17 protein-coding genes are annotated in these 21,087 nt (G+C 70.8%); 6 read left to right on the top strand and 11 right to left on the bottom strand.

Annotation, left to right across the window (positions count from 1 at the left end; all coding sequences use genetic code 11):
* The first annotated feature begins 66 nt into the window (after positions 1-66).
* From pth to IEZ01_RS15030, 3 genes are all read left to right on the top strand, one after another.
* Complete coding sequence (pth, locus tag IEZ01_RS15040; RefSeq protein ID WP_019887008.1) at positions 67-663, top strand: aminoacyl-tRNA hydrolase; 597 nt, start codon at positions 67-69, stop codon at positions 661-663.
* A gap of 26 nt (positions 664-689) precedes the next feature.
* Positions 690-1,148: a hypothetical protein gene (locus tag IEZ01_RS15035; RefSeq protein WP_019887009.1), complete on the top strand. Its 459-nt coding sequence runs from the start codon at positions 690-692 to the stop codon at positions 1,146-1,148.
* Between the two features lie 171 nt (positions 1,149-1,319).
* Positions 1,320-2,048: an LAVTG motif-containing sortase-dependent surface protein gene (locus tag IEZ01_RS15030; RefSeq protein WP_019887010.1), complete on the top strand. Its 729-nt coding sequence runs from the start codon at positions 1,320-1,322 to the stop codon at positions 2,046-2,048.
* Between the two features lie 60 nt (positions 2,049-2,108).
* Here IEZ01_RS15030 and ppc read toward each other — a convergent pair whose 3' ends face one another.
* Positions 2,109-4,838 (bottom strand): phosphoenolpyruvate carboxylase, encoded by a 2,730-nt coding sequence (ppc, locus tag IEZ01_RS15025; protein ID WP_019887011.1) that lies wholly within the window; start codon positions 4,836-4,838, stop codon positions 2,109-2,111.
* Positions 4,839-5,054: 216 nt separating this feature from the next.
* Here ppc and IEZ01_RS15020 point away from each other — a divergent pair, with 216 nt between their 5' ends.
* Positions 5,055-6,020: an acyl-CoA desaturase gene (locus IEZ01_RS15020; protein WP_019887012.1), complete on the top strand. Its 966-nt coding sequence runs from the start codon at positions 5,055-5,057 to the stop codon at positions 6,018-6,020.
* A complete protein-coding gene (locus IEZ01_RS15015) occupies positions 6,017-6,688 on the top strand; it encodes a TetR/AcrR family transcriptional regulator (RefSeq protein WP_040875141.1) in 672 nt (223 codons plus the stop codon). The genes IEZ01_RS15020 and IEZ01_RS15015 overlap by 4 nt, the downstream gene beginning before the upstream one ends.
* Positions 6,689-6,755: 67 nt before the next feature.
* On the opposite strand, the gene IEZ01_RS15010 is transcribed toward IEZ01_RS15015, so the two are convergent.
* On the bottom strand, positions 6,756-7,604 hold the full coding sequence (locus IEZ01_RS15010) for a trans-aconitate 2-methyltransferase (protein WP_019887015.1): 849 nt from the start codon (positions 7,602-7,604) through the stop codon (positions 6,756-6,758).
* Positions 7,605-7,735: 131 nt separating this feature from the next.
* Here IEZ01_RS15010 and tamR point away from each other — a divergent pair, with 131 nt between their 5' ends.
* On the top strand, positions 7,736-8,233 hold the full coding sequence (tamR, locus tag IEZ01_RS15005; RefSeq protein WP_019887016.1) for a MarR family transcriptional regulator TamR: 498 nt from the start codon (positions 7,736-7,738) through the stop codon (positions 8,231-8,233).
* On the opposite strand, the gene IEZ01_RS15000 is transcribed toward tamR, so the two are convergent.
* The 9 genes from IEZ01_RS15000 to IEZ01_RS14960 all read right to left on the bottom strand — a co-directional run bounded on the left by IEZ01_RS15000 (position 8,192) and on the right by IEZ01_RS14960 (position 21,060).
* A complete protein-coding gene (locus IEZ01_RS15000) occupies positions 8,192-8,953 on the bottom strand; it encodes a response regulator transcription factor (protein ID WP_189202193.1) in 762 nt (253 codons plus the stop codon). The genes tamR and IEZ01_RS15000 overlap by 42 nt on opposite strands.
* A gap of 294 nt (positions 8,954-9,247) precedes the next feature.
* Positions 9,248-10,387 carry a galactokinase gene (gene galK, locus IEZ01_RS14995; RefSeq protein WP_189202078.1) on the bottom strand — a complete coding sequence of 380 codons (1,140 nt, stop codon included), beginning with the start codon at positions 10,385-10,387 and terminating at the stop codon, positions 9,248-9,250.
* The gene (galE, locus tag IEZ01_RS14990; RefSeq protein WP_189202076.1) at positions 10,384-11,355 is read right to left on the bottom strand and encodes a UDP-glucose 4-epimerase GalE; all 972 of its coding nucleotides are present in this window, start codon (positions 11,353-11,355) and stop codon (positions 10,384-10,386) included. Before galE ends, galK begins: the two co-directional genes overlap by 4 nt.
* Positions 11,355-12,395 carry a galactose-1-phosphate uridylyltransferase gene (gene galT, locus IEZ01_RS14985; RefSeq protein ID WP_189202074.1) on the bottom strand — a complete coding sequence of 347 codons (1,041 nt, stop codon included), beginning with the start codon at positions 12,393-12,395 and terminating at the stop codon, positions 11,355-11,357. Before galT ends, galE begins: the two co-directional genes overlap by 1 nt.
* A 177-nt stretch (positions 12,396-12,572) precedes the next feature.
* A complete protein-coding gene (locus IEZ01_RS14980) occupies positions 12,573-13,262 on the bottom strand; it encodes a helix-turn-helix transcriptional regulator (RefSeq protein ID WP_019887023.1) in 690 nt (229 codons plus the stop codon).
* A 205-nt stretch (positions 13,263-13,467) separates the two neighbouring features.
* Positions 13,468-15,270: an outer membrane protein assembly factor BamB family protein gene (locus IEZ01_RS14975; RefSeq protein WP_189202072.1), complete on the bottom strand. Its 1,803-nt coding sequence runs from the start codon at positions 15,268-15,270 to the stop codon at positions 13,468-13,470.
* A gap of 73 nt (positions 15,271-15,343) precedes the next feature.
* A complete protein-coding gene (locus IEZ01_RS14970) occupies positions 15,344-17,263 on the bottom strand; it encodes an outer membrane protein assembly factor BamB family protein (protein WP_189202070.1) in 1,920 nt (639 codons plus the stop codon).
* Positions 17,260-19,080 carry an outer membrane protein assembly factor BamB family protein gene (locus tag IEZ01_RS14965; protein WP_189202068.1) on the bottom strand — a complete coding sequence of 607 codons (1,821 nt, stop codon included), beginning with the start codon at positions 19,078-19,080 and terminating at the stop codon, positions 17,260-17,262. Before IEZ01_RS14965 ends, IEZ01_RS14970 begins: the two co-directional genes overlap by 4 nt.
* A gap of 183 nt (positions 19,081-19,263) precedes the next feature.
* Positions 19,264-21,060, bottom strand: a complete 1,797-nt coding sequence (locus tag IEZ01_RS14960) for an ABC-F family ATP-binding cassette domain-containing protein (RefSeq protein WP_019887028.1) — start codon at positions 21,058-21,060, stop codon at positions 19,264-19,266.
* Positions 21,061-21,087: the final 27 nt, after the last annotated feature.

The following is a 21,087-nucleotide window of genomic DNA, read 5'->3' as shown; positions in this document are numbered from 1 at the left end:
TGGTGGGCTGCGGCCCGCCACCCCGTTTCTTTTGTACGTGTACGCATTCGAGGAGACGTGACGCACATGACGACCGACGCGAACGCCCCCTGGCTGATCGTGGGCCTCGGTAATCCGGGTCCGGAGTATGCCGGTAATCGGCACAATGTCGGCTTCATGGTGGTGGATCTGCTGGCGGAGCGGATCGGCGGCAAGTTCAAGCGGGCGCAGAAGGCGCAGGCGCAGGTGGTCGAGGGGCGTCTGGGGCCTGCGGGTCCGGCGAATCGTCGGGTGGTTCTGGCGAAGCCGATGTCGTACATGAATCTGTCGGGTGGGCCGGTGACGGCGTTGCGGGATTTCTACAAGGTGCCGACGGCTCATGTGGTGGCGGTCCATGACGAGTTGGACATCGATTACGGGGCGCTGCGGCTGAAGCTGGGTGGCGGGGACAACGGTCACAACGGTCTGAAGTCGATGACGAAGGCGATGGGTGCGGAGTATCACCGGGTGCGGTTCGGGATCGGGCGTCCGCCGGGGCGGATGCAGGTGGCGGATTTCGTGCTGAAGGATTTCTCGTCGGCGGAGCGTAAGGAGCTCGGGTATTTCGTGGACCGGGCCGCCGATGCGGTGGAGGCGTTGGTGATCGAGGGGTTGGAGCGGGCGCAGTCCACGTACAACTCCTGAGGGGTACGCCTGTACGATCCCCGCTCATGAAGCGGAGTGACCTCGTCCCCCTTGCCCGCAGTCTCGCCATGGCGTTGGTGGCCGTGTTGTTGGTGGTGGCGGGTGTGTGGTCGTCGTGGGGTTCGGCGCAGCATGTGGTGTTGTCGAAGGGCCGTGAGCACGGGACGTTTTCGGTGGCGGGGTGTGGTGAGGAGGTCTGTACGGGCCGGTTTGCGCCGGAGGTTGGCGGGGCTCGTACGGATGTGACGATCGAGCGTTCTGTGGCGGTGCAGAAGGGGCAGTCGTTGCCGGTGGTGGTGAAGCCGGGGACGAAGGAGGCGCTGCGGTCGGGCTGGGCGGGGGGTTTGCACGCGTGGCTGCCGTTGGGTGGGGCGTTGTTGCTGGCGTCGCTGGTGATCGGTGGGGGTATGCGGTTGCCTCGGGTGGCGTGGGGTGTGGCGGCGGCGGGTGGTTCGGTGTTGGTGGGGACGTTCTTCGCGTTGTGAGGGCGTGTGTGGGGGTTCGGGGGCTTGCGTGGGGGCTCGTCGGGCGCGGCGCGCGTAGCGGAATCTGAGATTCACCTGATCGTTATCGCCGGGGGTGTGGGGCCGCGTGGGGTGCGTGGGAGGCTCAAGCCGCCCCCCACGGCATCCCTCACTTCTCACGTTGGACTGCCCATGCGCATCCGTGTTTCCGTCAGTGCTGCCCTGGTCACGGCCATGTCCGTGCCGCTGCTGCTGACTTCCCCCACTTACGCCACGCCCAAGCCCAAGCCCAAGGGCGACAACGGCACCGTGAAGATCCATGACGCCAGGACCGCCGCGGACGACCGCCGGAACGAGCCCAAGGTCTGCGCGTTCTACCTCGACGGCTTCGGTTTTGACGCCCTCCAGAAGGTGATCTGGCACATCGAGGCCTGGGCCGTCAACGAGCTGGACAAGGGCGAGACGGTGAAGGCCGGTTCGCTGACGCTGGACGGCTCGGGTCATGGTCGTACGCCGGACATGACGCTGCCCGACGGGCAGTACAAGCTGTTCTGGAACTTCGAGGGCGAGAACGGCAAGGCGAAGCACAAGGTCTTCAAGTCGGACTGCGAGCCGCAGAAGGAGTCGGGCACCGAGCCGTCGAAGCCGGCTCCGGAGGAGTCGAAGCCGGGTCCGAAGGAGTCGAAGCCCGTCTCGGAGCCGTCCGAGCCTGTCTCGGAGCCGTCGAAGCCGGCCGCGGAGCAGCCGGGTGGCGAGTCGCCGGCGCCGTCGGCGGCTCCGTCGGGTCAGGGTGGCGGTTCCGGTGATCTCGCCGAGACGGGCGCCGGTGCGCCGGTCGGTGTGCTCGCCACCGTCGCCGTCGCCCTCGCGGGTGCCGGCGCCTTCCTGGTAATGCGGCGTCGTAAGGCTCAGCAGCACTGATACGCGTAAGGCAGTGCCCCCGCCGGTCCGGCGGGGGCACTGTTGTGTGCGGGGGTGGGGTCAGCCGGTGTTGCGCAGGCCGGCGGCGACGCCGTTGACGGTGAGGAGCAAGGCCCTGGAGAGCAGGGGGTCAGCTTCCTCGCCGCGTTCGGCGGCGGTGCGCTGGCGGGCGAGGAGGGCGACCTGGAGGTAGGAGATGGGGTCCAGGTAGGCGTCGCGGATGGCGAAGGTCTGCTGGAGGACGGGGCTGGAGTCGAGGAGCTTCTCGCCGCCGGTGATCTTGAGGACTTCGGCGACGGTGAGGGTGTGTTCGGCCTCGATGGTGTCGAAGACGTGCTTGAGGTGGTCGGGGACGAGGGTGTCGACGTAGTGGCGGGCGATCCGCAGGTCGGTCTTGGCCAGCGTCATCTCGACGTTGGAGAGGAAGTTGCGGAAGAAGTGCCACCGGTCGTACATCTCGCCGAGGACCGTGTCGAGGCCGGCTTCGCGCAGGGCCTTGAGGCCGGAGCCGACGCCGTACCAGCCGGGGACGATCTGGCGGGACTGGGTCCAGCCGAAGACCCAGGGGATGGCGCGGAGTCCGTCGAGGCCGGCGCCGGAGTCGGGGCGGCGGGAGGGGCGCGAGCCGAGGTGGAGTTCGGCGAGCTGGTCGACGGGGGTGGAGGCGAAGAAGTACGCGGGCAGGTCGGGGTCTTCGACGAGCTTGCGGTACGCGGAGTGTGCGGCGTCGGAGACGGTGTCCATGGCCGCGTCCCAGCGGGCGAGGGCTTCGCCGGACTGGCGGGGGGAGGTGTGCAGGGCGGAGGCCTGGAGGGTGGCCGCGACGGTCAGTTCCAGGTTCTCCCGGGCCAGGGAGGGGATGAGGTACTTGTCGGAGATGACCTCGCCCTGTTCGGTGACCTTGATCTCGCCTTCGAGGGTGCCCCAGGGCTGGGCGAGGATCGCGGTGTGGGAGGGGCCGCCGCCGCGGCCGACGGTGCCGCCGCGGCCGTGGAAGAGGCGCAGGCGTACGCCGTAGCGGTGGGCGACGTCGCGCAGGCGGCGCTGGGCGCGGTGGATCTCCCACTGGCTGGTGGTGATGCCGCCGAACTTGGAGGAGTCGGAGTAGCCGAGCATGACCTCCTGGACGTCGCCGCGCAGGGAGACGAGGCGGCGGTAGGAGGGGTCGGCGAGCATGCCGTCGAGGATGACGTCGGCGGCCTTGAGCTCGTCGGTGGTCTCCAGGAGGGGGACGATGCCGATCTTGGCCCAGCCGGCGTGGAGGTCGATGAGGCCGGCCTCGCGGGCGAGGACGGTGGCGGCGAAGACGTCGTCGGCGCCCTGGCACATGGAGATGATGTAGGACTCGATGACTTCGGGGCCGAAGCGCTCGAAGGCTTCCTTGATGGTGTGGAAGACGCCGAGGGTCTTCTCGCCGGCCGGGTCGAGGGGGGCCGGGGTGGGTGCGAGGGGGCGGCGGGAGCGGAGTTCCTTGGCGAGGAGCTTCTGCCGGTAGTCGCGGGGCATGTCGGCGTAGCGCCAGGATTCCTCGCCGAGGCGGTCGAAGAGCTGGCCGAGGGCGTGGTGGTGGGCGTCGGCGTGTTCGCGGACGTCCATGGTGGCCAGCTGGAGGCCGAAGGCGCTGAGGGTGCGGATGGTGCGGTCGAGGCGGCCGTCGGCGACGATGCCGCCGCGGTGCTCGCGCAGGGAGGTCTGCAGGAGGGCGAGGTCCTCGACGAGTGCGGCGGTGCCGAGGTAGTCGCGGCCTTCCTGGTGGGGGGTGCCGTGGGCGAGCCGTTCGCGGGTGTTGACCAGCTTCTGCCGGATGCAGGTGGCCTTGAGGCGGTAGGGCTCTTCGGCGTTGAGGCGCTTGTAGCGGGGGCTGATCTCGGGGAGCCGCTCCAGGTCGGCCTGGAGGGAGCTGAGGAGCTCCTCGGTGGCGCCGGTGTAGCGGATGGAGTTGGAGAGCAGTCCGCGGAGCTCGTCGATGGCTTCGAGGGCGTCGGTGATGCCGTGTTCGTGCTGGAGGATCAGGACGTCCCAGGTCACCTGGGGGGTGACGTTGGGGTTGCCGTCGCGGTCGCCGCCGATCCAGGTGCCGAAGGTGAGCGGGCGGGTGCCGGCCGGGATCTCGATGCCGACGCGGTGGAGCTCGGCGGTGAGGTCTTCGAGGACGTCGCCGACGGCTCCGGCGTGGAGCTCGTCGAGGTAGTAGATGGCGTTACGGGCCTCGTCGGCGGGCTCGGGACGCACGACGCGGAGTTCGTCGGTCTGCCAGATGAGGTCGATGTTCTCGGCGAGGCGCAGGTCGTGGCGGCGCCGGTCGGCCTCGATGACCGGGGTTTCCAGGAGTGCGGCGATGCGGCGGAGCTTGTTGAGCACGGAGCGCCGGGCGGCTTCGGTGGGGTGTGCGGTGAAGACGGGCCGGACGTTGAGGTTCTTGACCGTTTCGCGTACGTGCTCGGGGTCGCCGTCCTTGAGCATGTCGGCGGTGCGGGCGAGGAGGCCGCCTTCGGCGGCGCGCTTCTCGCGCATCTCGCGGCCGCGGTGGACCTGCTCGGTGACGTTGGCGAGGTGGAAGTAGGTGGAGAAGGCACGGACGAGGCGCGCGGCGGTCTCCAGGTCGGTGTCTCCGAGCAGCTCGGCTGCGGCTTCGCCGTCCTCGCGGGTGAGCCGGCGGACCTTCTCGACGAGTTCGAGGAGCTCGGGTCCTTCCTGCCGGACGAGGGTCTCGCCGAGCAGATCGCCCAGTCGGCGGATATCGGATCGCAGCTCGGCGTTTGCGGCGGGGGTCTGGTCGGCACTGCTCACAGGTGCGGCTCCTTGCAGCGTTTGAGCACGTCTGGAGGGTTTCTGGAGGCTTGCGGACCGCGCTGTCCGACACACCCAGGATAGGTGTCCATTTTCGCGGCGCCGCCCTTGGCCCTCTTGCCGCGCGCCTGGGCGCTGCGATACTTACGTCGCCGTAGGTTACGGGAGCGTAGCCGCGCGTCCATTCCACTTCCCTTCACCCCTCGGGGGACACCCATGACCACACGCCCCGACGTGCTCGAACCCGCCCCGGATCTACCCTCCGCGACACTCGGCGGGGACAACAAGCGTTCGATCGAGCAGATCACGCTGCTGCTGTTCATCACGGTGCCGTTCCTGGCCCTGGTCGCGGCGGTGCCGCTGGCCTGGGGGTGGGGCGTGAGCTGGCTGGATCTCGGTCTGCTGGTGGCGATGTACTACATCGGCTGCCATGGCATCACGATCGGCTTCCACCGCTATTTCACGCATGGCGCGTTCAAGGCGAAGCGTCCGCTGCGGATCGCGCTGGCGATCATGGGGTCGCTGGCGGTGGAGGGGCCGCTGGTGCGCTGGGTGGCGGATCACCGCAAGCACCACAAGTTCTCCGACGCGGAGGGTGACCCTCATTCGCCGTGGCGGTACGGGGAGACGGTTCCGGCGCTGATGAAGGGCCTGTGGTGGGCGCACATCGGCTGGATGTTCGACGAGGAGCAGACGCCGCAGCACAAGTACGCCCCGGATCTGATCAAGGATCCGGCCATTCGGGCGATTTCGCGGCAGTTCGTGCTGTGGACGGCGCTGTCGCTGGCGCTGCCGGCGCTGATCGGCGGTCTGGTGACGATGTCGTGGTGGGGCGCTTTCACGGCGTTCTTCTGGGGGTCCTTGGTGCGGGTGGCGCTGCTGCACCATGTGACGTGGTCGATCAACTCGATCTGTCACGCGGTGGGGAAGCGTCCGTTCAAGTCGCGGGACCGGTCCGGGAACGTGTGGTGGCTGGCGGTGCTGTCGTGCGGTGAGTCGTGGCACAACCTCCACCACGCGGATCCGACGTCGGCGCGGCACGGGGTGCTGCGCGGGCAGGTGGATTCGAGTGCGCGGCTGATCCGCTGGTTCGAGCTGCTGGGCTGGGCGCACGATGTGCGGTGGCCGGACAAGGACCGGATCGCCGCCCGGCGCCGGAGCGAGTCCGCGAACGCGGCATGATTGAGGATGTGGCGATCGACGGTACGAACAGCAGCGACAAGCCCCGGCGTGGCCGCCGGGTGCGGATGACGGGCGCGGAGCGCCGTGAGCAACTGCTGGACATCGGCCGGACGCTCTTCGCCGAGAAGGGCTTCGAGGGCACGTCGGTGGAGGAGATCGCGGCGAAGGCCGGGGTGTCGAAGCCGGTGGTGTACGAGCACTTCGGTGGCAAGGAGGGGCTGTACGCGGTCGTGGTCGACCGGGAGATGCGGCAGCTGCTGGACGGGGTGACGGGCGCGTTGACGGCCGGGCATCCTCGGGAGCTGCTGGAGCAGGCGGCGTTCGCACTGCTGGACTACATCGAGAACTACACGGACGGGTTCCGGATCTTGGTGCGGGATTCGCCGGTGGCTCAGTCGACGGGTACGTTCGCGTCGCTGATCAGCGACATCGCCACGCAGGTCGAGGACATTCTGGGACTGGAGTTCAAGGCCCGGGGGTTCGATCCGAAGCTGGCGCCGCTGTACGCGCAGGCGCTGGTGGGGAGTGTGGCGCTGACCGGCCAGTGGTGGCTGGACGTCCGTAAGCCGAAGAAGGCGGAGGTCGCGGCGCATCTGGTGAATCTGGCGTGGCACGGTCTGGACGGTCTGGAGCAGAAGCCACGGCTGATAGGTCACCGGAAGAACTGAAGCTGGGTGCGGGACGCGGCCGGCGGTGGGCCCCTGGTGGGGGTGGTGCCGCCGGCCGCGCTGCTGCTTATGGCTTCCTCGCCACTGCGAAGATCCTTCGGAATGGGAAGACGGTGCCGTGCCGACCGGGCGGGTAGGCCTGGCGGAGCAGGGTGCGGTACTGGTCAAGGAATGTCTGGATCGCCTCGTCGTCGCCCGCCAGGGCCGTGAGCACCGGCCGCAGCGCGGTGCCTTTGACCCAGTCGAGTACGGGATCTTCGCCGGGCAGGAGCTGGGAGTAGGTGGTCTCCCAGACGTCGACCTGGCAGCCGAGGTCGGTGAGGCGGGTGAGGTAGTCGGCGGGTTCGAGGATGTGGACGAAGCGGCGGCCCTGGTCGGCGAGGCGGCTGTGCCATTGGGGTGTGTCGCAGAGTTCGCCGAGCAGGGCGTGGCTGGGTGAGGTGAAGTTTCCGGGGACCTGGAAGGCGAGGGTGCCGCCGGGGGTGAGTCCCTCCAGCCAGAGCGGGAAGGACTCGGGGTGGTTGGGGACCCATTGGAGGGCGGCGTTGGAGACGATCAGGTCGTACGGTTCGTCGGGGGTCCAGTGGGCGGCGTCGGCGGGCCGGAAGTCCAGCCAGCCTCCGCCGGATGTGGTGCCGGCGTAGTGTTTCTCGGCCTGCTCCAGCATTTCGGGTGACAGGTCGAAGCCGGTGATGTGGGCGTCCGGCCAGCGGTCGGCGAGCAGTGCGGTGACATTGCCGGGGCCGCAGCCGAGGTCGGCGATGCGGGCGGGCCTGACGTCACCGGTGCGGCCCGCGGCGCGGGCGGCATCGCCTGGGAGGTCCGGTATCCGGCCGAGAAGATCGAGAAAGGGCCTGGTGCGGTGTCCGGAGTGCCGGAGATACTGCTGTGGATCCCAGGTTGGTGCGGAATACATGTTCGAGCCCCCTTGCTGGAACGGAACGCCAAAGCGGAACGAGGTTCCGGCCCGGTCCTTCCCAATCGTCAAGCAGAATATATCTTGACGTCAAGAGACTTCATATCGACAGACCCTCTACACTGATCGTCATGGAGGACGAGGTCGATCGACTGGTCGCAGCATGGCGCCGTGAGCGCCCCGACCTCGACGTGGAACCGCTCGAGGTGCTCAGCCGCGTCTCGCGCCTTGCCCGCCACCTCGACCGGGCCCGCCGCCTCGCCTTCTCCGAGCACAATCTGGAGCCCTGGGAGTTCGACGTCCTCACGTCGCTGCGCCGGGCCGGCGCCCCCTACCAGCTCTCCCCCGGCCAGCTGCTGACCCAGACGCTGGTCACCTCCGGCACGATGACCAACCGGATCGACCGCCTGGCGAAGAAGGGTCTGGTGGAGCGGCTGCCCGACCCGAGCGACCGGCGGGGTGTGCTGGTGCGGCTGACCCCCGAGGGGCGCGACCGGGCGGACCAGGCGCTCGCCGGGCTGCTCGCCCAGGAGCGCGCGATCCTGGCCGAGCTGTCCCGTACGCAGCGCGGTGAACTGGCCGCCCTGCTACGCCAGTTGACCGCCCCGTTCGACAACGTCCCCGGCTGATTCGGCGGGGCCGACACCGGCCCTGCGAGCCAGGGCGACCGCCGCCAGGGTGGAGTGCACCCCGAGCTTGCCCAGCACGTTCTGCATATGCGTGCGGACGGTGTGCGGGGAGAGGAAGAGCCGCTCGGCGACCGCCTTGCGGCCCAGGCCCGCCACCATGCAGCGCAGCACCTCGCGCTCGCGCGGGGTCAGCGACTCGACCAGCTGTTCGCTCTCGGTGCGGTGCTTGCGGGCCGCGGTCAGCTCGCGCAGGACGCCGGTGAGCAGGGCGGGCGGCAGATGGGTCTCGTCGCGCAGGACGCCCCGTATCACCGTGAGAAGCCGCTGCAGGGAGCAGTCCTTGGCGACCCAGCCGGAGGCGCCGGCCTGGAGGGCGAGGGCGGCGCGGCGGGGGTCGTCCTTCTCGGCGAGCACCACCATGCGCACAGCGGGCTGGCCGGAGCGGACCCCGGTGACCAGCGAGATGCCGTCGACCAGCGGGTCCGGGCCGTCGGGAACGGGGCGGGCCACCGCGGGCGCGGCGCCGGCGCCGAGGTCGGCGTCGACGAGCATCACGTCAAATCTGCGGCCCTCTGCCGCCGCCCGCTCCAGACAGCGCAGGGCGGCGGGGCCGCTGCCTGCCGCCGAGACGTCCACGTCGGGCTCGGCCGCGAGGGCCGCGGCGAGCGACTCGGCGAAGATGCGGTGATCATCCACCACGAGAACCCGGATACGGACCACGGACACCCCCAAGTGTCAGAAACGGAGCGGCGCGGGTACGGCGCCTGGAGAGTGAGGGTCCATCGGTCGCACGGCCGCCGCCGTGCAGTGACTGTTACCCCGCCCCGGACGCCGTACCCGACCGTCTCGTCCCCTGATCAGCACCGGCCCCCACCGGCGCTGTGCATCAGGGTACGGGCGGGCGGCGGCGGGGGAAGCCGAATCGGGGAACTGGTCGCCCACGCCGATCCCCGTGGGGCGGGAGGGCGGGGGTGCGACAGAAGTCGACATTTCAGCGGCCGTTCGGGGGTCGGCTCAGAGCCGGCGGGCCCCCGGCGAGGGGACGGCGGAGAAGACGTGGGGGGCGGTGAACCCGGCGTCGGCGAAGGCCTTGCCGACCGCCGAGGCCACCTCGTCGGCGGCGTCTTCGCCGGTGAGGACGATCACGGAGCCGCCGAAGCCGCCTCCGGTCATCCGGGCGCCGAGGGCGCCCGCGGCATTGGCGGCCGTCACCGCGAGGTCCAGTTCCGGGCAGGAGACCCGTAGATCGTCGCGCAGTGAGACATGGCCCTCGGTGAGCACTGGACCCACCGCGCGGGGGTCCCCGGCGTCGAGGAGAGCGACCGTACGGCGGACGCGTTCGTTGTCCGTGACGACATGGCGGACATAGCGGCGAACCGTTTCGCCAGTCAACTCCACGAGCGCCACGGGCAGTTGCACGCCATCCACTTCACGCAGCGTGCGCACGCCGAGCGCCCGCGCACCGGCTTCGCACCCGGCGCGCCGCTCCGCGTACGCGCCGTCGCCGAGCGCGTGCTTCACGCGGGTGTCCACGACCAGCAGCCGCAGCCCGTGGGCGGCGAGGTCGAAGGGCACCTGCCGCCAGGACAGATCGCGGGTGTCGAGGTGGAGCGCATGGCCCGCCACGCAGCACGCCGCCGCCATCTGATCCATGACGCCGCACGGCACACCCACGAAGTCGTTCTCGGCCCGCTGGGCGATCAGGGCCAGCTCGGGACGGGTGAGCCCGAGCCCGTACAGCTCGTCGAGGGCGAGGGCGACCACCACTTCGAGCGCCGCCGACGAGGAGAGACCCGCGCCCGACGGCACGGTCGAGGAGAGGTGGATGTCGGCACCGGTGACCGGATGGCCGGCCTCCCGCAACGCCCACAGGACCCCCGCCGGGTACGCGGCCCAGCCGGCGGAGCGACGGGGGGCGAGCGTGGCCACGTCCAGCTGGACGACGCCCTCGCCGGACTCGGCGGAGTGGACCCGCAGCACACCGTCGCCGCGCCGGGAGACGGCGGCGACAGCGGTGTGCGGCAGGGCCAGCGGGAGCACGAAACCCTCGTTGAAGTCGGTGTACTCGCCGATCAGGTTGACCCGGCCGGGGGCGGCCCAGACACCCTCGGGCGCGGCCCCGTACAGCTCCGCGAACTCCCGCGCCACCCTCATCCGGCGCTCTCCCGCGCGGCGGCGCGCCGGGCGAAGGCCCAGGCGTCCTCGATGATCTCGGCGAGGTCGGGCCGGGAGGGGACCCAGCCGAGCCGCTCGCGGGCGGCCTCGGCGGAGGCGACGAGGACGGCCGGGTCGCCGGCCCGGCGGGGGGCGGTCACTTCCGGTACGGCGTGACCGGTCACCTTGCGCGCGGTCTCGACGACCTCGCGGACCGAGAAGCCGTTGCCGTTGCCGAGGTTGCAGATCAGATGGTCGCCGGGGGTGACGGCGTCGAGGGCGAGCAGATGGGCCTCGGCGAGGTCGGCGACGTGGATGTAGTCGCGGACGCAGGTGCCGTCGGGGGTGGGGTAGTCGCCGCCGTAGACGGAGATGGCGTCCCGGCGGCCGAGGGCGACCTGGAGGACGAGCGGGATGAGGTGCGACTCGGGGTCGTGGCGCTCGCCGCAGCTGCCGTACGCCCCGGCGACGTTGAAGTAGCGCAGCGAGGCGGCGGCCAGGCCGTGGGCGCGGGCCTCGCCGGTGATCATGTGGTCGACGGCGAGTTTGGAGGCGCCGTAGGGGTTGGTGGGGAGCGTCGGGTCGGTCTCGGTGACGGGGACGGAGCGCGGCTCCCCGTAGGTGGCGGCGGTCGAGGAGAAGACGAGCCGCCGTACCCCGGCGTCCCGCATGGCGGCGAGCAGGGCGGTGGTGCCGCCGACGTTGTTGACCCAGTACTTCTCGGGGTCGACGACGGACTCGCCGACCTGCGAGAAGGCGGCGAAGTGCAGGACGCCGTCGTAGGAGGCGTCGAGCCAGCGGGCCACGTCCTGGATACGGCCCTCGATGAACGTGGCGCCCGCCGGGACGCCTTCGCGGAAGCCCGTGGAGAGGTCGTCGAGGACGGTGACCTCGTGTCCCGCCTCCAGCAGGTGGGCGGAGACCACACCGCCGACGTAGCCGGCCCCGCCGGTCACCAGATATCTCATCAGCTCGCTACCTCTCGCAGTCGCCGGGCCGCGGCCTCCGGCGGCACGTCGTTGACGAAAACGCTCATGCCGGACTCGGAACCCGCGAGGTACTTCAGCTTGCCGGACGTTCGGCGGACGGTGAAAAGCTCGAGGTGGAGCCCGAACTCGTCGCGTCCTTCGGTACGGAACGGCGCCTGGTGCCAGGCGGCGACGTACGGGGTCGGGGGCCGGCCCTCGCCGAAGATCCGGTCGAAGCGCCTCAAGAGTTCCAGATAGATCTGTGGGAGCTCTGCGCGGGCCGCCTCGTCCAGGGCCCGCAGGTCCGGGACGCGGCGGATGGGGTGGAGGTGGATCTCGTACGGCCAGTGGGCGGCGTACGGCACGAAGGCGATCCAGTGCTCGCCCTGGAGAACCACCCGGACGGAGTCGGCGCGTTCGCGGGCCACGACGTCGTCGAAGAGGTTGCGGCCGGTGCGGGCCCGGTGGGCGGCGGCGGAGCGCTGCATCAGCGCGGTGCGCGGAGTGGTGAAGGGGTAGGCGTAGATCTGGCCGTGCGGATGGGCGAGGGTGACGCCGATCTCGGCGCCCCGGTTCTCGAAGCAGAAGACCTGCTCGACCTGGGGCATGGCGGCGAGTTCGGCGGTGCGGTCGGTCCAGGCGGCGAGGACGAGCGCGGCCCGCTCCTCGGTGAGGTAGGCGAAGGAGGCGTCATGGTCGGAGGTGAAGCAGACGACCTCGCAGCGGCCGCTGTCGCCGGCAAGGGAGGGGAAACGGTTCTCGAAGACGACGACCTCGTAGTCGCTGTCGGGGATCTCGCTCTGCCGCCCGTCCGCAGAGGGGCACAGCGGGCACTCGTCGGCCGGCGGGTGGTACGTGCGGCCCTGGCGGTGCGAGGCGATGGCGACGGCGTCGCCGAGGAGCGGGTCGTGCCGGATCTCGGAGGCGGTGGTGATCGCGTCCAGGGGGCGTCGGTCGACGGCGTCGCGGACGGTGTCGTCGCGCAGGTCGTAGTAGAGCAGCTCGCGGCCGTCGGCGAGCTTGGTCGAGGTCTTCTTCACAGGGAGCTCCCTCACGACCACCAACAGAAACGCACACAAGACATCATAAACAAACAGGTGCGTCAACGGTGGAATGCGACGCCCCGGGCGCGGTTTCCGGCCTCGTGCTCGATCAGGATCAAACAAAGAACGTCAGCGGGCTCGCCCGGCCGCCGCGACGGCCGGGGAGTCGTGGCGCTAGCGCGGGCCGGGCTGAGACGGCACCGACGCGGCCCGGTCCAGCAGGCCCGTACGGGCCGCCAGCGCGGCCGCCTCCAGGCGGGAGCCGACGCCCAGCTTCATGAGCACCCGCTGGACGTGCGTACGGGCCGTGCTCGGTGCGATGCCCATGCCGGCCGCGATGAGGCGGGTGTCCTCGCCCTCCGCGACCCGGACCAGCACCTCCACCTCGCGCGGGGTGAGCATCCGCAGCAGCCGCTGGCCCTCGTCGTCGGGCTGGGCGGCCGGGTTCAGCAGCTCGGTGAACGCGCCCTGGAGCAGCTGCGGGGCGACCGCCGCCTCACCGGCGCGGGCCTTCATCATGGCCCGCTCGACGCCCTCGATCCGCTCGTCGTGGCGGACGTACCCGGACGCGCCGGCCGCGAACGCCGCCGCGATCCCGCGCGGTGACGGCACCGGGCCGAGGACCACGACGGCCACCTGCGGCCGCTCCCGTTTGATCCGGAGCACGGGATCGAAGACGCCCGCCGCGGCCGGGGTCGCCGTACCGAACAGACACACCTCCGGCGCACGGCTCACCACCAGTTCGGCCGCGCCGGCTGTCGGGGCCGCCGCCGCGAGCACCCGGTGCCCACGCAGTTTCAGTGCCGAGGCAAGCGCCTCCGCGAGCAGTCGGTGGTCGTCGACCACCATGAGCCGCACGCCCATCGAGCAAACCCCCAAATCCCCCTGGAGTCGGCCCCCCGGCTCCTACTGACCCGGCAAGCTACACGCTTGTTCGACGCCGCGCGCCCCTTACGTGTCAGAAGCCCCCCAGAATGCCGAATTCTTCGCCAATCAGGGCCAGTTGCAAACGGCAGCGGCCCGGCGCACCGAGTCACTTCGGTGCACCGGGCCGCGTCTGCGCGCCGCGTCAGTTGGTCGAGAACGACAGCGCCAGGTACTCCCGGTCCGTGGCACCGGCCCTGGGCTTGCTCAGCATCGTCTCCGACAGGAACAGCCGGCCGCCCGAGAACAGGATCTCCGCGTAGTCCGACGAGAAACTGCTCTCCGCCTTGCGGACCGACTCCTCCGACGGGTTCTCCAGGAGAACCGTCTGCTTGAAGGTGCCGCCGTCGATGGAGACGATCTGGCCGCCCTTGTCGTAGGGCGGGGTCTTGTAGGCGATGATGTTGCCGCCGTCCATGCGCAGCGGGAACATCGAGTAGCGGTCGCCCGCGTCGGCCTTGTCGGGGGTCGGCTTGCCGGTGGCGAGGTCGAAGGACACGATCTCGTTGGTGTCGCCGTACTCCCCGGAGCCCTCGTGGTCCTCGGTCGGCAGGTAGATCCGGCCGTTGCCGACGACGACCTTGTTGCAGGTCTCGACCTCGGTGGCGCGGCAGCGGGCCGCGAAACGGTCGCCCGGCGCCGAGATCTTCGCCTTCAGCTTGCCGGTCTTCTCGTCGATCGAGAAGAAGTCCGAGATGCCGCTGCCGTCACCGGCGGTGTCACCGACGTCGGCGGCGACCACCAGCGGCTTGGTGGAGACGATGGACGCGTACTTCACGCCCGTCGGCATCTTGTACTGCGACACCGGCGCGCCGGTGGTCGGGTTGAGGCTCTGGATGGTGACGTAAGCGCTGTCGTACGGGCCGCACTTGCGGGCCGCGACGAGCGCCTCGCCGCCGCCGTAACCCATGTCGTAGCAGTTCTCGGCGTTCGCCTGGGGCTTCCAGCGCGAGGTGCCGGTGGCCAGGTCGAAGGCGGCGCCGCCGTCGGTGCCGCCGGCCGCGACGGTGGTGCCGCTGAGCGTCACCTCGCTGAAGCGGACCTTGTCGTCACCGGACTGCGGGCTGGTCAGCGACTTGCTCCAGAGCAGCTTGCCGGTGACCAGGTCGAGGACGCCGACCTCGGTGCACGGCTGGTAGTTGCGCGGCGGGACGCGCTTGGTGGCCTCGAAGACGATCGCCGTCTTGAAGTCCTTGGAGACGTGCTTGGTGGTGGCGCAGACCTGGCCGGGCAGCTTGGCCGTCCACAGCGGGGTGCCCTTGGCGATGTCGTAGCCGACGACGGAGTCGACGCCGGTCTTCACATACGCCTTGTCGGTGACCCAGGAGCCGCCGACGTCGGTGATGTCGGTGACCTTGGGCTGCGGCAGCTGGAAGGCGACCTTGGCCTGGATGTTGCCCGGCGCCTTCTCCTTGCCGTTGCCGCCGAGGCCGTTGCCGCCGTTGGCGCCGCCCGCGGTGTTCTTCTGGTCCGCCGGCTTGTCCGGGTCGTCGCCGGAGGTGGCGTACCAGACGCCACCGGCGATGATCAGGACGACCGCGACCGCCGCGGCGATGATGATCTGCATCTGCGCCGACAGCTTCTTGCCGCCGCCGGGACCGCCGGCCGCGGGCATCGGCGCCGTCGGGTAGGCGTACGGCGGCTGCTGCGGCTGGCCGTAAGGCGGCTGGGCCGGCTGCTGCGGCTGCGGGTAGCCGTAGGGCTGCTGGGGCTGGGGCGGCTGGCCGTAAGGCGGCTGGGCCGGCTGCTGCGGCTGCGGGTAGCCGTACGGCTGCTGGGGCTGCTGCGGCTGCGCGGGCGGCGGGGTCTGCGGATAGCCGTACGAGGGCTGCTGCGGCGGCGTGGGCGCGCCGTAACCACCGGGCGGGGGGTCCTGCGGCGCGCCGAAACCGCCACCCGGCGGCGGCCCGGGCGGCTGGTTCGGCGGGGGCGGAGGCGGCTGCGTCATGACGTACGTACCTCTGAAGTCTCGGAAGGGGTAAGGAAGTCGGTGCCCGATGCCCGGCGGGGCCCGGACGAGGTCACTTGCCGAAGGCCATCAGGGTCTCCTTCGTGCGCTCCTCGGCGTCGCTGTCGGCGGCGACCGTCCCGTTCACGAGGGTGTAGCGGTCGTTGTCGTACGTGACGACCGGCGACTGGAACCCGCGCTCCAGCGGCGCCGTCGCGGCGGGGAGCTGGAGCAGGATCCTCGGAGCGCCGGACTGGAAGGGAGCGAGGGCGACCGCGCCGCCGAGCTTGGCGGTCGCCTCCAGGCGGACCATCAGACCGGCGTCGCTCACCTCCATCGGCATCATGACCCGTCCGGCGGGCGCGGAGATCCGCCGCTTGACCTTGCCGTTGTCGAGGTCGATGACGACGATCTGGTTGGCGCCGTTCGCGGCGGGCTCCGTGGCCATGTAGACGTAGCCGGCGTTCGCGGCGACCTGGCAGCTGCTGACGTTCGTCGCGTCGGCGACCCGCTGGCTGCAGCCGTGCCGGTACTCGTTGGTGAGCGGGGCGGCGGAGCGCTTCTTGCCGTTCTTGTCGAGGGCGAGAAGGGTGTACTTCTCCGTCGTCGCGTTGTGCAGGGCGACGACCACCGGCTTCACCGAGAAGACCCGCCTGACCTGGTCGTCGGGGGCCAGCTGGTGGGTCCAGCGCGGCTTGCCGGTCTCCGGGTCCAGCTCCTGGATCTGCTCCTGGCGGGTCTTGCGCGCCGCGCCGCCGGGGCAGTTCAGGACGGCCAGCAGCCGGGAGCCACCGGCGAAACGGTACGGCTGGCAGTTGCCGGTGCTGGTGCGGCCGAAGAGCTGCTTGCCGTCGGCGATCTTGTAGCCGGTGGTGAAGTTGGCCCGGCCGACGACGAGGGTGGTGCGGGTGACCGCCATGGAGATGCTGGAGTCGATGCCCTCCCCGATCTCGTCGTCGGGGACCTTCTGCTCCCAGAGCTGCTTGCCGGTCGCCAGGTCGATCCCGCGCACCCGCCGGCAGTCGCCCTTGCTGCCGGGGCCTTCCTTGGTGGCGACGGCGATGTACGTACCGGAGCGGTGCGTGGCCGCCTGGCAGATGTCGCTGTCCAGCGGCAGGCTCCACTTGACCTTGCCGGTCGTCGCGGAGACGGAAGTGACCGTGCGGTGGAGGGCGGTGGTGACGGTGCCCTTGGAGAACCACGGGCCGAACACGTCGGCGCCGTCGCGCGGCAGGTCCACGCCACCGCGGCGCAGCCAGAGCATCTTGGCGTCGGTGGTGGTACGGCCCTGGTTGATCTTGTCGGCGGTGGCGGTGTCCGGCCCCGGAGGGGCGGTCGGAGACGCCGACTGCGACGGCTTGGCGCCGGCCGGGCCGTCGCCGCCCTCCATGTCCAGCGCGTACCAGGTGCCGCCGGAGATGACGAGCAGCGCCGCCACGACGGCGGCGATCACCGCGAAGGGCCGGCGCCGACGCCGCTCGGGCCCCGGCCCGGGCTCCGGCTCCATGCCGACGCCCGGACCCGCGTCCGGGTCCTGCCGCAGCCCCGGGAAGGGGTCGTAGGCGGGCCCGGCGGCGGGGCCGGAGGTCTGCGGGTGCGGGTAGCCGTAACCGGGCTGGGGCTCCGCCCCGGCCTGCGGATACCCGTACCCGTGCGGCGGCTGCGGAGCCTGGGGCTCTGCGGCCTGCGGCTGCGGGTAGCCGTACCCCGGCTCCGGCGCGGGGGCCGGAGCAGGGGCGGGCGTGGGCGCGGGTGCGGCGGGCTGCGCGGCCACGGGCTCGGGAGCCTGCGGCTGCGGGTAGCCGTACCCCGGTTCCGGCGCGGGGGCCGGAGCGGGGGCGGGCGTGGTGGGCTCGGCCGCCTGGGGCTGCGGAGGCTGCTGGGCCTGCGGGTAGCCGTAGGCGGGCTGGGGTGCGGCGGGGGTGCCGCCGCCGTGCGGGTTCAGGCTGCCGTACGGCCCGTGCGTCGGCTGCGGGGGCTGCTGTTCTGTCACTTCGAGAAGGCCATCATCGTCTTCGTCTCCTTCTCCTCGGTGTCGTTGCGCGCGCTCACCCGGTCGCTCGCCACCACGAAGGTGCCGTTGCCGTACGCGTACTTCGCACCGAAGAAGGAGTTCTCGATCTCGGCCGTCGCCTCAGGGTGCTGGAGCACGATCTTCGGCGTGCCACCCGTCGGCGCGAGCGTGGCGACCGCACCACCCTTGTTGTACGAGGCGTCGACGTAGAGCAGCACCTCCGAGCCCTCCATGCGCAGCGGCGTGACCATGCGCTCGGCGGGGGCCTTGGCGCGCCACTTGGGCTTGCCGGTGTTGAGGTCGAAGGCGATGACCTCGTTGGTGCGGGCGAGCCCGCTGGATGCCGGCTCGGTCGCCATGTAGAGCGTGCCCGCGTCGACCGCGAGGTTGGTGCAGCCTTCGAGGTTCTGGCCGAAGACGATGAACGAACCGCCGCACTTCGGGGCGAACTTGTCCTTGCCGCCCTGGATCGTGGAGCGCGGGGTGCCGTTGTCCTTGAGCGCGATGACGCTCCACTTCTTCTGGTTGCTGTCGTCGCGCTGGATCGCCGAGATGACCAGCGGGCTCACCGAGTAGACCTTGTCGACCTCCCAGTTGGGGGCCAGCTTGTAGGTCCACTTCGGCTTGCCGGTCTTCGGGTCGACCTCGCTGACCTGGTGCTGGGTCTTGTCGATGTTGCCGGTGGGGCAGCTGGCGGCGGCGATGAGCTTGGCGCCGCCCGCGAAGGCGAACGGCTGGCAGCCGCTGGCGGGCTTGCCGAAGAGCTGGGTGCCGTCGGTGAGGGAGTAGCCGTACGAGTTGTTCGTGCCGGCCGCCGTCACGGTGTTACCGCTGATGGCGATGGTGACCTCGGAGAGGGCGCTGAAGCCGGTGCCCTTGGGGACGTCCTTCTTCCAGCCGGCCTTGCCGGTCTTGAGGTCGACCTGCTGGAGCACGGTGCATTTGGCGCGCTCGGCCGTGGAGTCCTTGATGCCGATGACGGTCGTGCCGGCGGCGTTGGGCGTGGGCGCGGCGGCGCACAGCTCGGTCGCCAGCGGCAGCGTCCAGCGCTGCTTGCCGTCGGCGAGGCCGTAGCCGGCCAGGCCCTTGTACATGCCCTTGACGACGACGTCGCCGACGATCCACGGGCCGAAGACGTCGGCGCCGTTGCGCGGCAGGTCGACGTCGTTCTTCAGGAGCCAGTTGACCTTCGCCTCGCCCGGCTTGCGCCCGGCGTTGAGGTCGTCCCCGGCGGGGCGGCCGTTGCTGCCGCTGCCGTCGCCCTGGTCGACGGAGGCGGAGGTGGTCGGCTGGGCGCTGCCGCTCGGCCCGGCGATCGGGGGCTTGTCCTCCTCGCCGCCGCTGAGCGCGAACCAGGTGCCGCCGCCGATGACGAGGGCGGCCGCGACGGCCGCCGCGACGATGACACCGGTCTTGCCCTTGAACGGGCCGCCGCCGGGCGGGGTGGGCGCGCCGGGGTACTGCTGCTGCATGGGGGCGGTGGGGTGGCCGCCGTAGGGGCCGGGCTGCTGGCCGTACGGGCCCGGCTGCTGCGGCTGGCCGTAGGGGCCGGGCTGCTGCGGGTAGCCGTAACCGGGCTGCGGCTGCTGCGGATAGCCGTAGCCGGGCTGGGTGGGCGGCGCGGCCGGCGGGGCCTGCGGCGGCATCTGCGGGACGGTCGGCGGGACCGGCGGCATCTGCGGCGGCTGCGCGGGCGGCTGCGGCGGCTGATTCTGAGGCGCTCCCCCGTAGCCTGGCGGCACGGGAGGTACCCCCAAGCCCCCCGGCGGCGGCTGGTTGCTGGGCGGCTGAGTCATCAGCGCTTTTCCCCCTTCATGCGGTCCCCGGCCCGCATCGGCCGACGGATCCCGCAGTTTTACCTGACTCGAGCGAGGCTTCTTTCTACCACCCGGCCCGTGGCGTAAAAGTGGCCGGTCCGCCCCTGTTCCCAAGGGAGGACCGGCCCGTAATGCCTTCGTTACGGCCTCTGCACGCGTTCTCTACGCGTCTTCGGCCAGCTCCAGCCAGCGCATCTCCAATTCCTCGCGCTCGCCCGCCAATTCACGGAGCTCCGCATCCAGCTTCGCCACCTTTTCGAAGTCCGTGGCGTTTTCGGCGATTTGGGCGTGCAGCTTGGTCTCCTTGTCGGCGACCTTGTCGAGCTGACGCTCGATCTTCTGCAGCTCCTTCTTCGCGGCGCGGGCGTCACCGGCCGACTTCTCCTTGACGGGCGCGGCCACGGGGGCCGGGGCGGCCGCCTCGATCATCTTCTGGCGGCGTTCCAGGTACTCGTCGATGCCGCGCGGCAGCATCCGCAGGGTGGCGTCGCCGAGCAGGGCGAACGTCTTGTCCGTGGTCCGCTCGATGAAGAACCGGTCGTGGGAGATGACGACCATCGAGCCGGGCCAGCCGTCGAGGAGGTCCTCCAGCTGGGTCAGGGTCTCGATGTCGAGGTCGTTGGTGGGCTCGTCGAGGAAGAGCACGTTCGGCTCGTCCATCAGCAGGCGCAGCAACTGGAGGCGGCGGCGCTCACCACCGGACAGGTCGCCGACCGGTGTCCACTGCTTCTCCTTGGCGAAGCCGAACTGCTCGCAGAGCTGACCGGCGGTCATCTCCCGGCCCTTGCCGAGGTCGACCCGGTCGCGGATCTGCTGGACGGCCTCCAGGACCCGCAGGGTGGCGGGGAGTTCAGTGACGTCCTGGGAGAGGTAGGCGAGGCGTACGGTCTTGCCGACGACGATCTTGCCGCTCTCGGGCTGGGCCTCGCCCTGGGTTCGGGCCGCGTCCGCGAGGGCGCGCAGCAGGGAGGTCTTGCCGGCGCCGTTGACGCCGACCAGGCCGATCCGGTCGCCGGGGCCGAGCTGCCAGGTCAGGTGACGCAGCAGGGTCTTGGGGCCGGCGGTGACGGTGACGTCTTCGAGGTCGAAGACTGTCTTGCCGAGCCGGGCGTTGGCGAATTTCATCAGCTCGCTGGTGTCGCGCGGCGGCGGCACGTCGGCGATGAGTTCGTTGGCGGCCTCGATGCGGTAGCGGGGCTTGGAGGTACGGGCGGGGGCGCCGCGCCGCAGCCAGGCGAGCTCCTTGCGCATCAGGTTCTGCCGCTTGGCCTCCTCGGTGGCGGCGATGCGCTCCCGCTCGGCGCGGGCGAAGACGTAGTCGGAGTAGCCGCCCTCGTACTCATGGACGGTGCCGCGCTGCACGTCCCACATGCGGGTGCAGACCTGGTCGAGGAACCACCGGTCGTGGGTCACGCAGACCAGCGCGGACCGGCGGTTCTGCAGGTGCTGGGCGAGCCAGGCGATGCCCTCGACGTCGAGGTGGTTGGTCGGCTCGTCGAGGACGATCAGGTCCTGTTCGGCGATGAGCAGCTTCGCCAGCGCGATCCGGCGGCGCTCGCCGCCGGAGAGCGGGCCGATGACGGTGTCGAGGCCGTGCTCGAAGCCGGGCAGCCCGAGCCCGCCGAACAGGCCGGTGAGCACGTCACGGATCTTGGCGCTGCCTGCCCACTCGTGGTCGGCGAGGTCGCCGATGACCTCGTGCCGGACGGTGGCCTTGGGGTCGAGCGAGTCGTGCTGGGTGAGCACTCCCAGGCGCAGCCCGCCGCTGTGGGTGACGCGGCCGCTGTCGGCATCCTCAAGCCGGGCGAGCATCCGGATGAGGGTGGTCTTGCCGTCGCCGTTGCGGCCGACGACGCCGATCCGGTCGCCCTCGGAGACGCCGAGGGAGACACCGTCGAGCAGGGCACGTGTGCCGTACACCTTGCTGACTGCCTCGACATTGACCAGGTTGACGGCCATTTCACTCCTGTACCGGGGGATGGATCG

Origin of the sequence: Streptomyces purpureus (genome assembly GCF_014648195.1) — a bacterium.
GTDB lineage: Bacteria > Actinomycetota > Actinomycetes > Streptomycetales > Streptomycetaceae > Streptomyces > Streptomyces purpureus.
This window is presented reverse-complemented; position numbering and strand designations above follow the sequence as displayed.

Excerpts from the sequence above, each read along its gene's own strand:
- IEZ01_RS15030 (WP_019887010.1), top strand. The coding sequence starts at position 1,320 with ATGCGCATCCGTGTTTCCGTCAGTGCTGCCCTGGTCACGGCCATGTCC.
- IEZ01_RS15020 (WP_019887012.1), top strand. The coding sequence starts at position 5,055 with ATGACCACACGCCCCGACGTGCTCGAACCCGCCCCGGATCTACCCTCC.
- pth (WP_019887008.1), top strand. The coding sequence starts at position 67 with ATGACGACCGACGCGAACGCCCCCTGGCTGATCGTGGGCCTCGGTAAT.
- IEZ01_RS14975 (WP_189202072.1), bottom strand. The coding sequence starts at position 15,270 with ATGACGCAGCCGCCTCCGCCCCCGCCGAACCAGCCGCCCGGGCCGCCG.
- IEZ01_RS15035 (WP_019887009.1), top strand. The coding sequence starts at position 690 with ATGAAGCGGAGTGACCTCGTCCCCCTTGCCCGCAGTCTCGCCATGGCG.
- IEZ01_RS14965 (WP_189202068.1), bottom strand. The coding sequence starts at position 19,080 with ATGACTCAGCCGCCCAGCAACCAGCCGCCGCCGGGGGGCTTGGGGGTA.
- IEZ01_RS15010 (WP_019887015.1), bottom strand. The coding sequence starts at position 7,604 with ATGTATTCCGCACCAACCTGGGATCCACAGCAGTATCTCCGGCACTCC.
- galE (WP_189202076.1), bottom strand. The coding sequence starts at position 11,355 with ATGAGATATCTGGTGACCGGCGGGGCCGGCTACGTCGGCGGTGTGGTC.
- IEZ01_RS14980 (WP_019887023.1), bottom strand. The coding sequence starts at position 13,262 with ATGGGCGTGCGGCTCATGGTGGTCGACGACCACCGACTGCTCGCGGAG.
- IEZ01_RS15015 (WP_040875141.1), top strand. The coding sequence starts at position 6,017 with ATGATTGAGGATGTGGCGATCGACGGTACGAACAGCAGCGACAAGCCC.
- IEZ01_RS14960 (WP_019887028.1), bottom strand. The coding sequence starts at position 21,060 with ATGGCCGTCAACCTGGTCAATGTCGAGGCAGTCAGCAAGGTGTACGGC.
- galK (WP_189202078.1), bottom strand. The coding sequence starts at position 10,387 with ATGAGGGTGGCGCGGGAGTTCGCGGAGCTGTACGGGGCCGCGCCCGAG.
- tamR (WP_019887016.1), top strand. The coding sequence starts at position 7,736 with ATGGAGGACGAGGTCGATCGACTGGTCGCAGCATGGCGCCGTGAGCGC.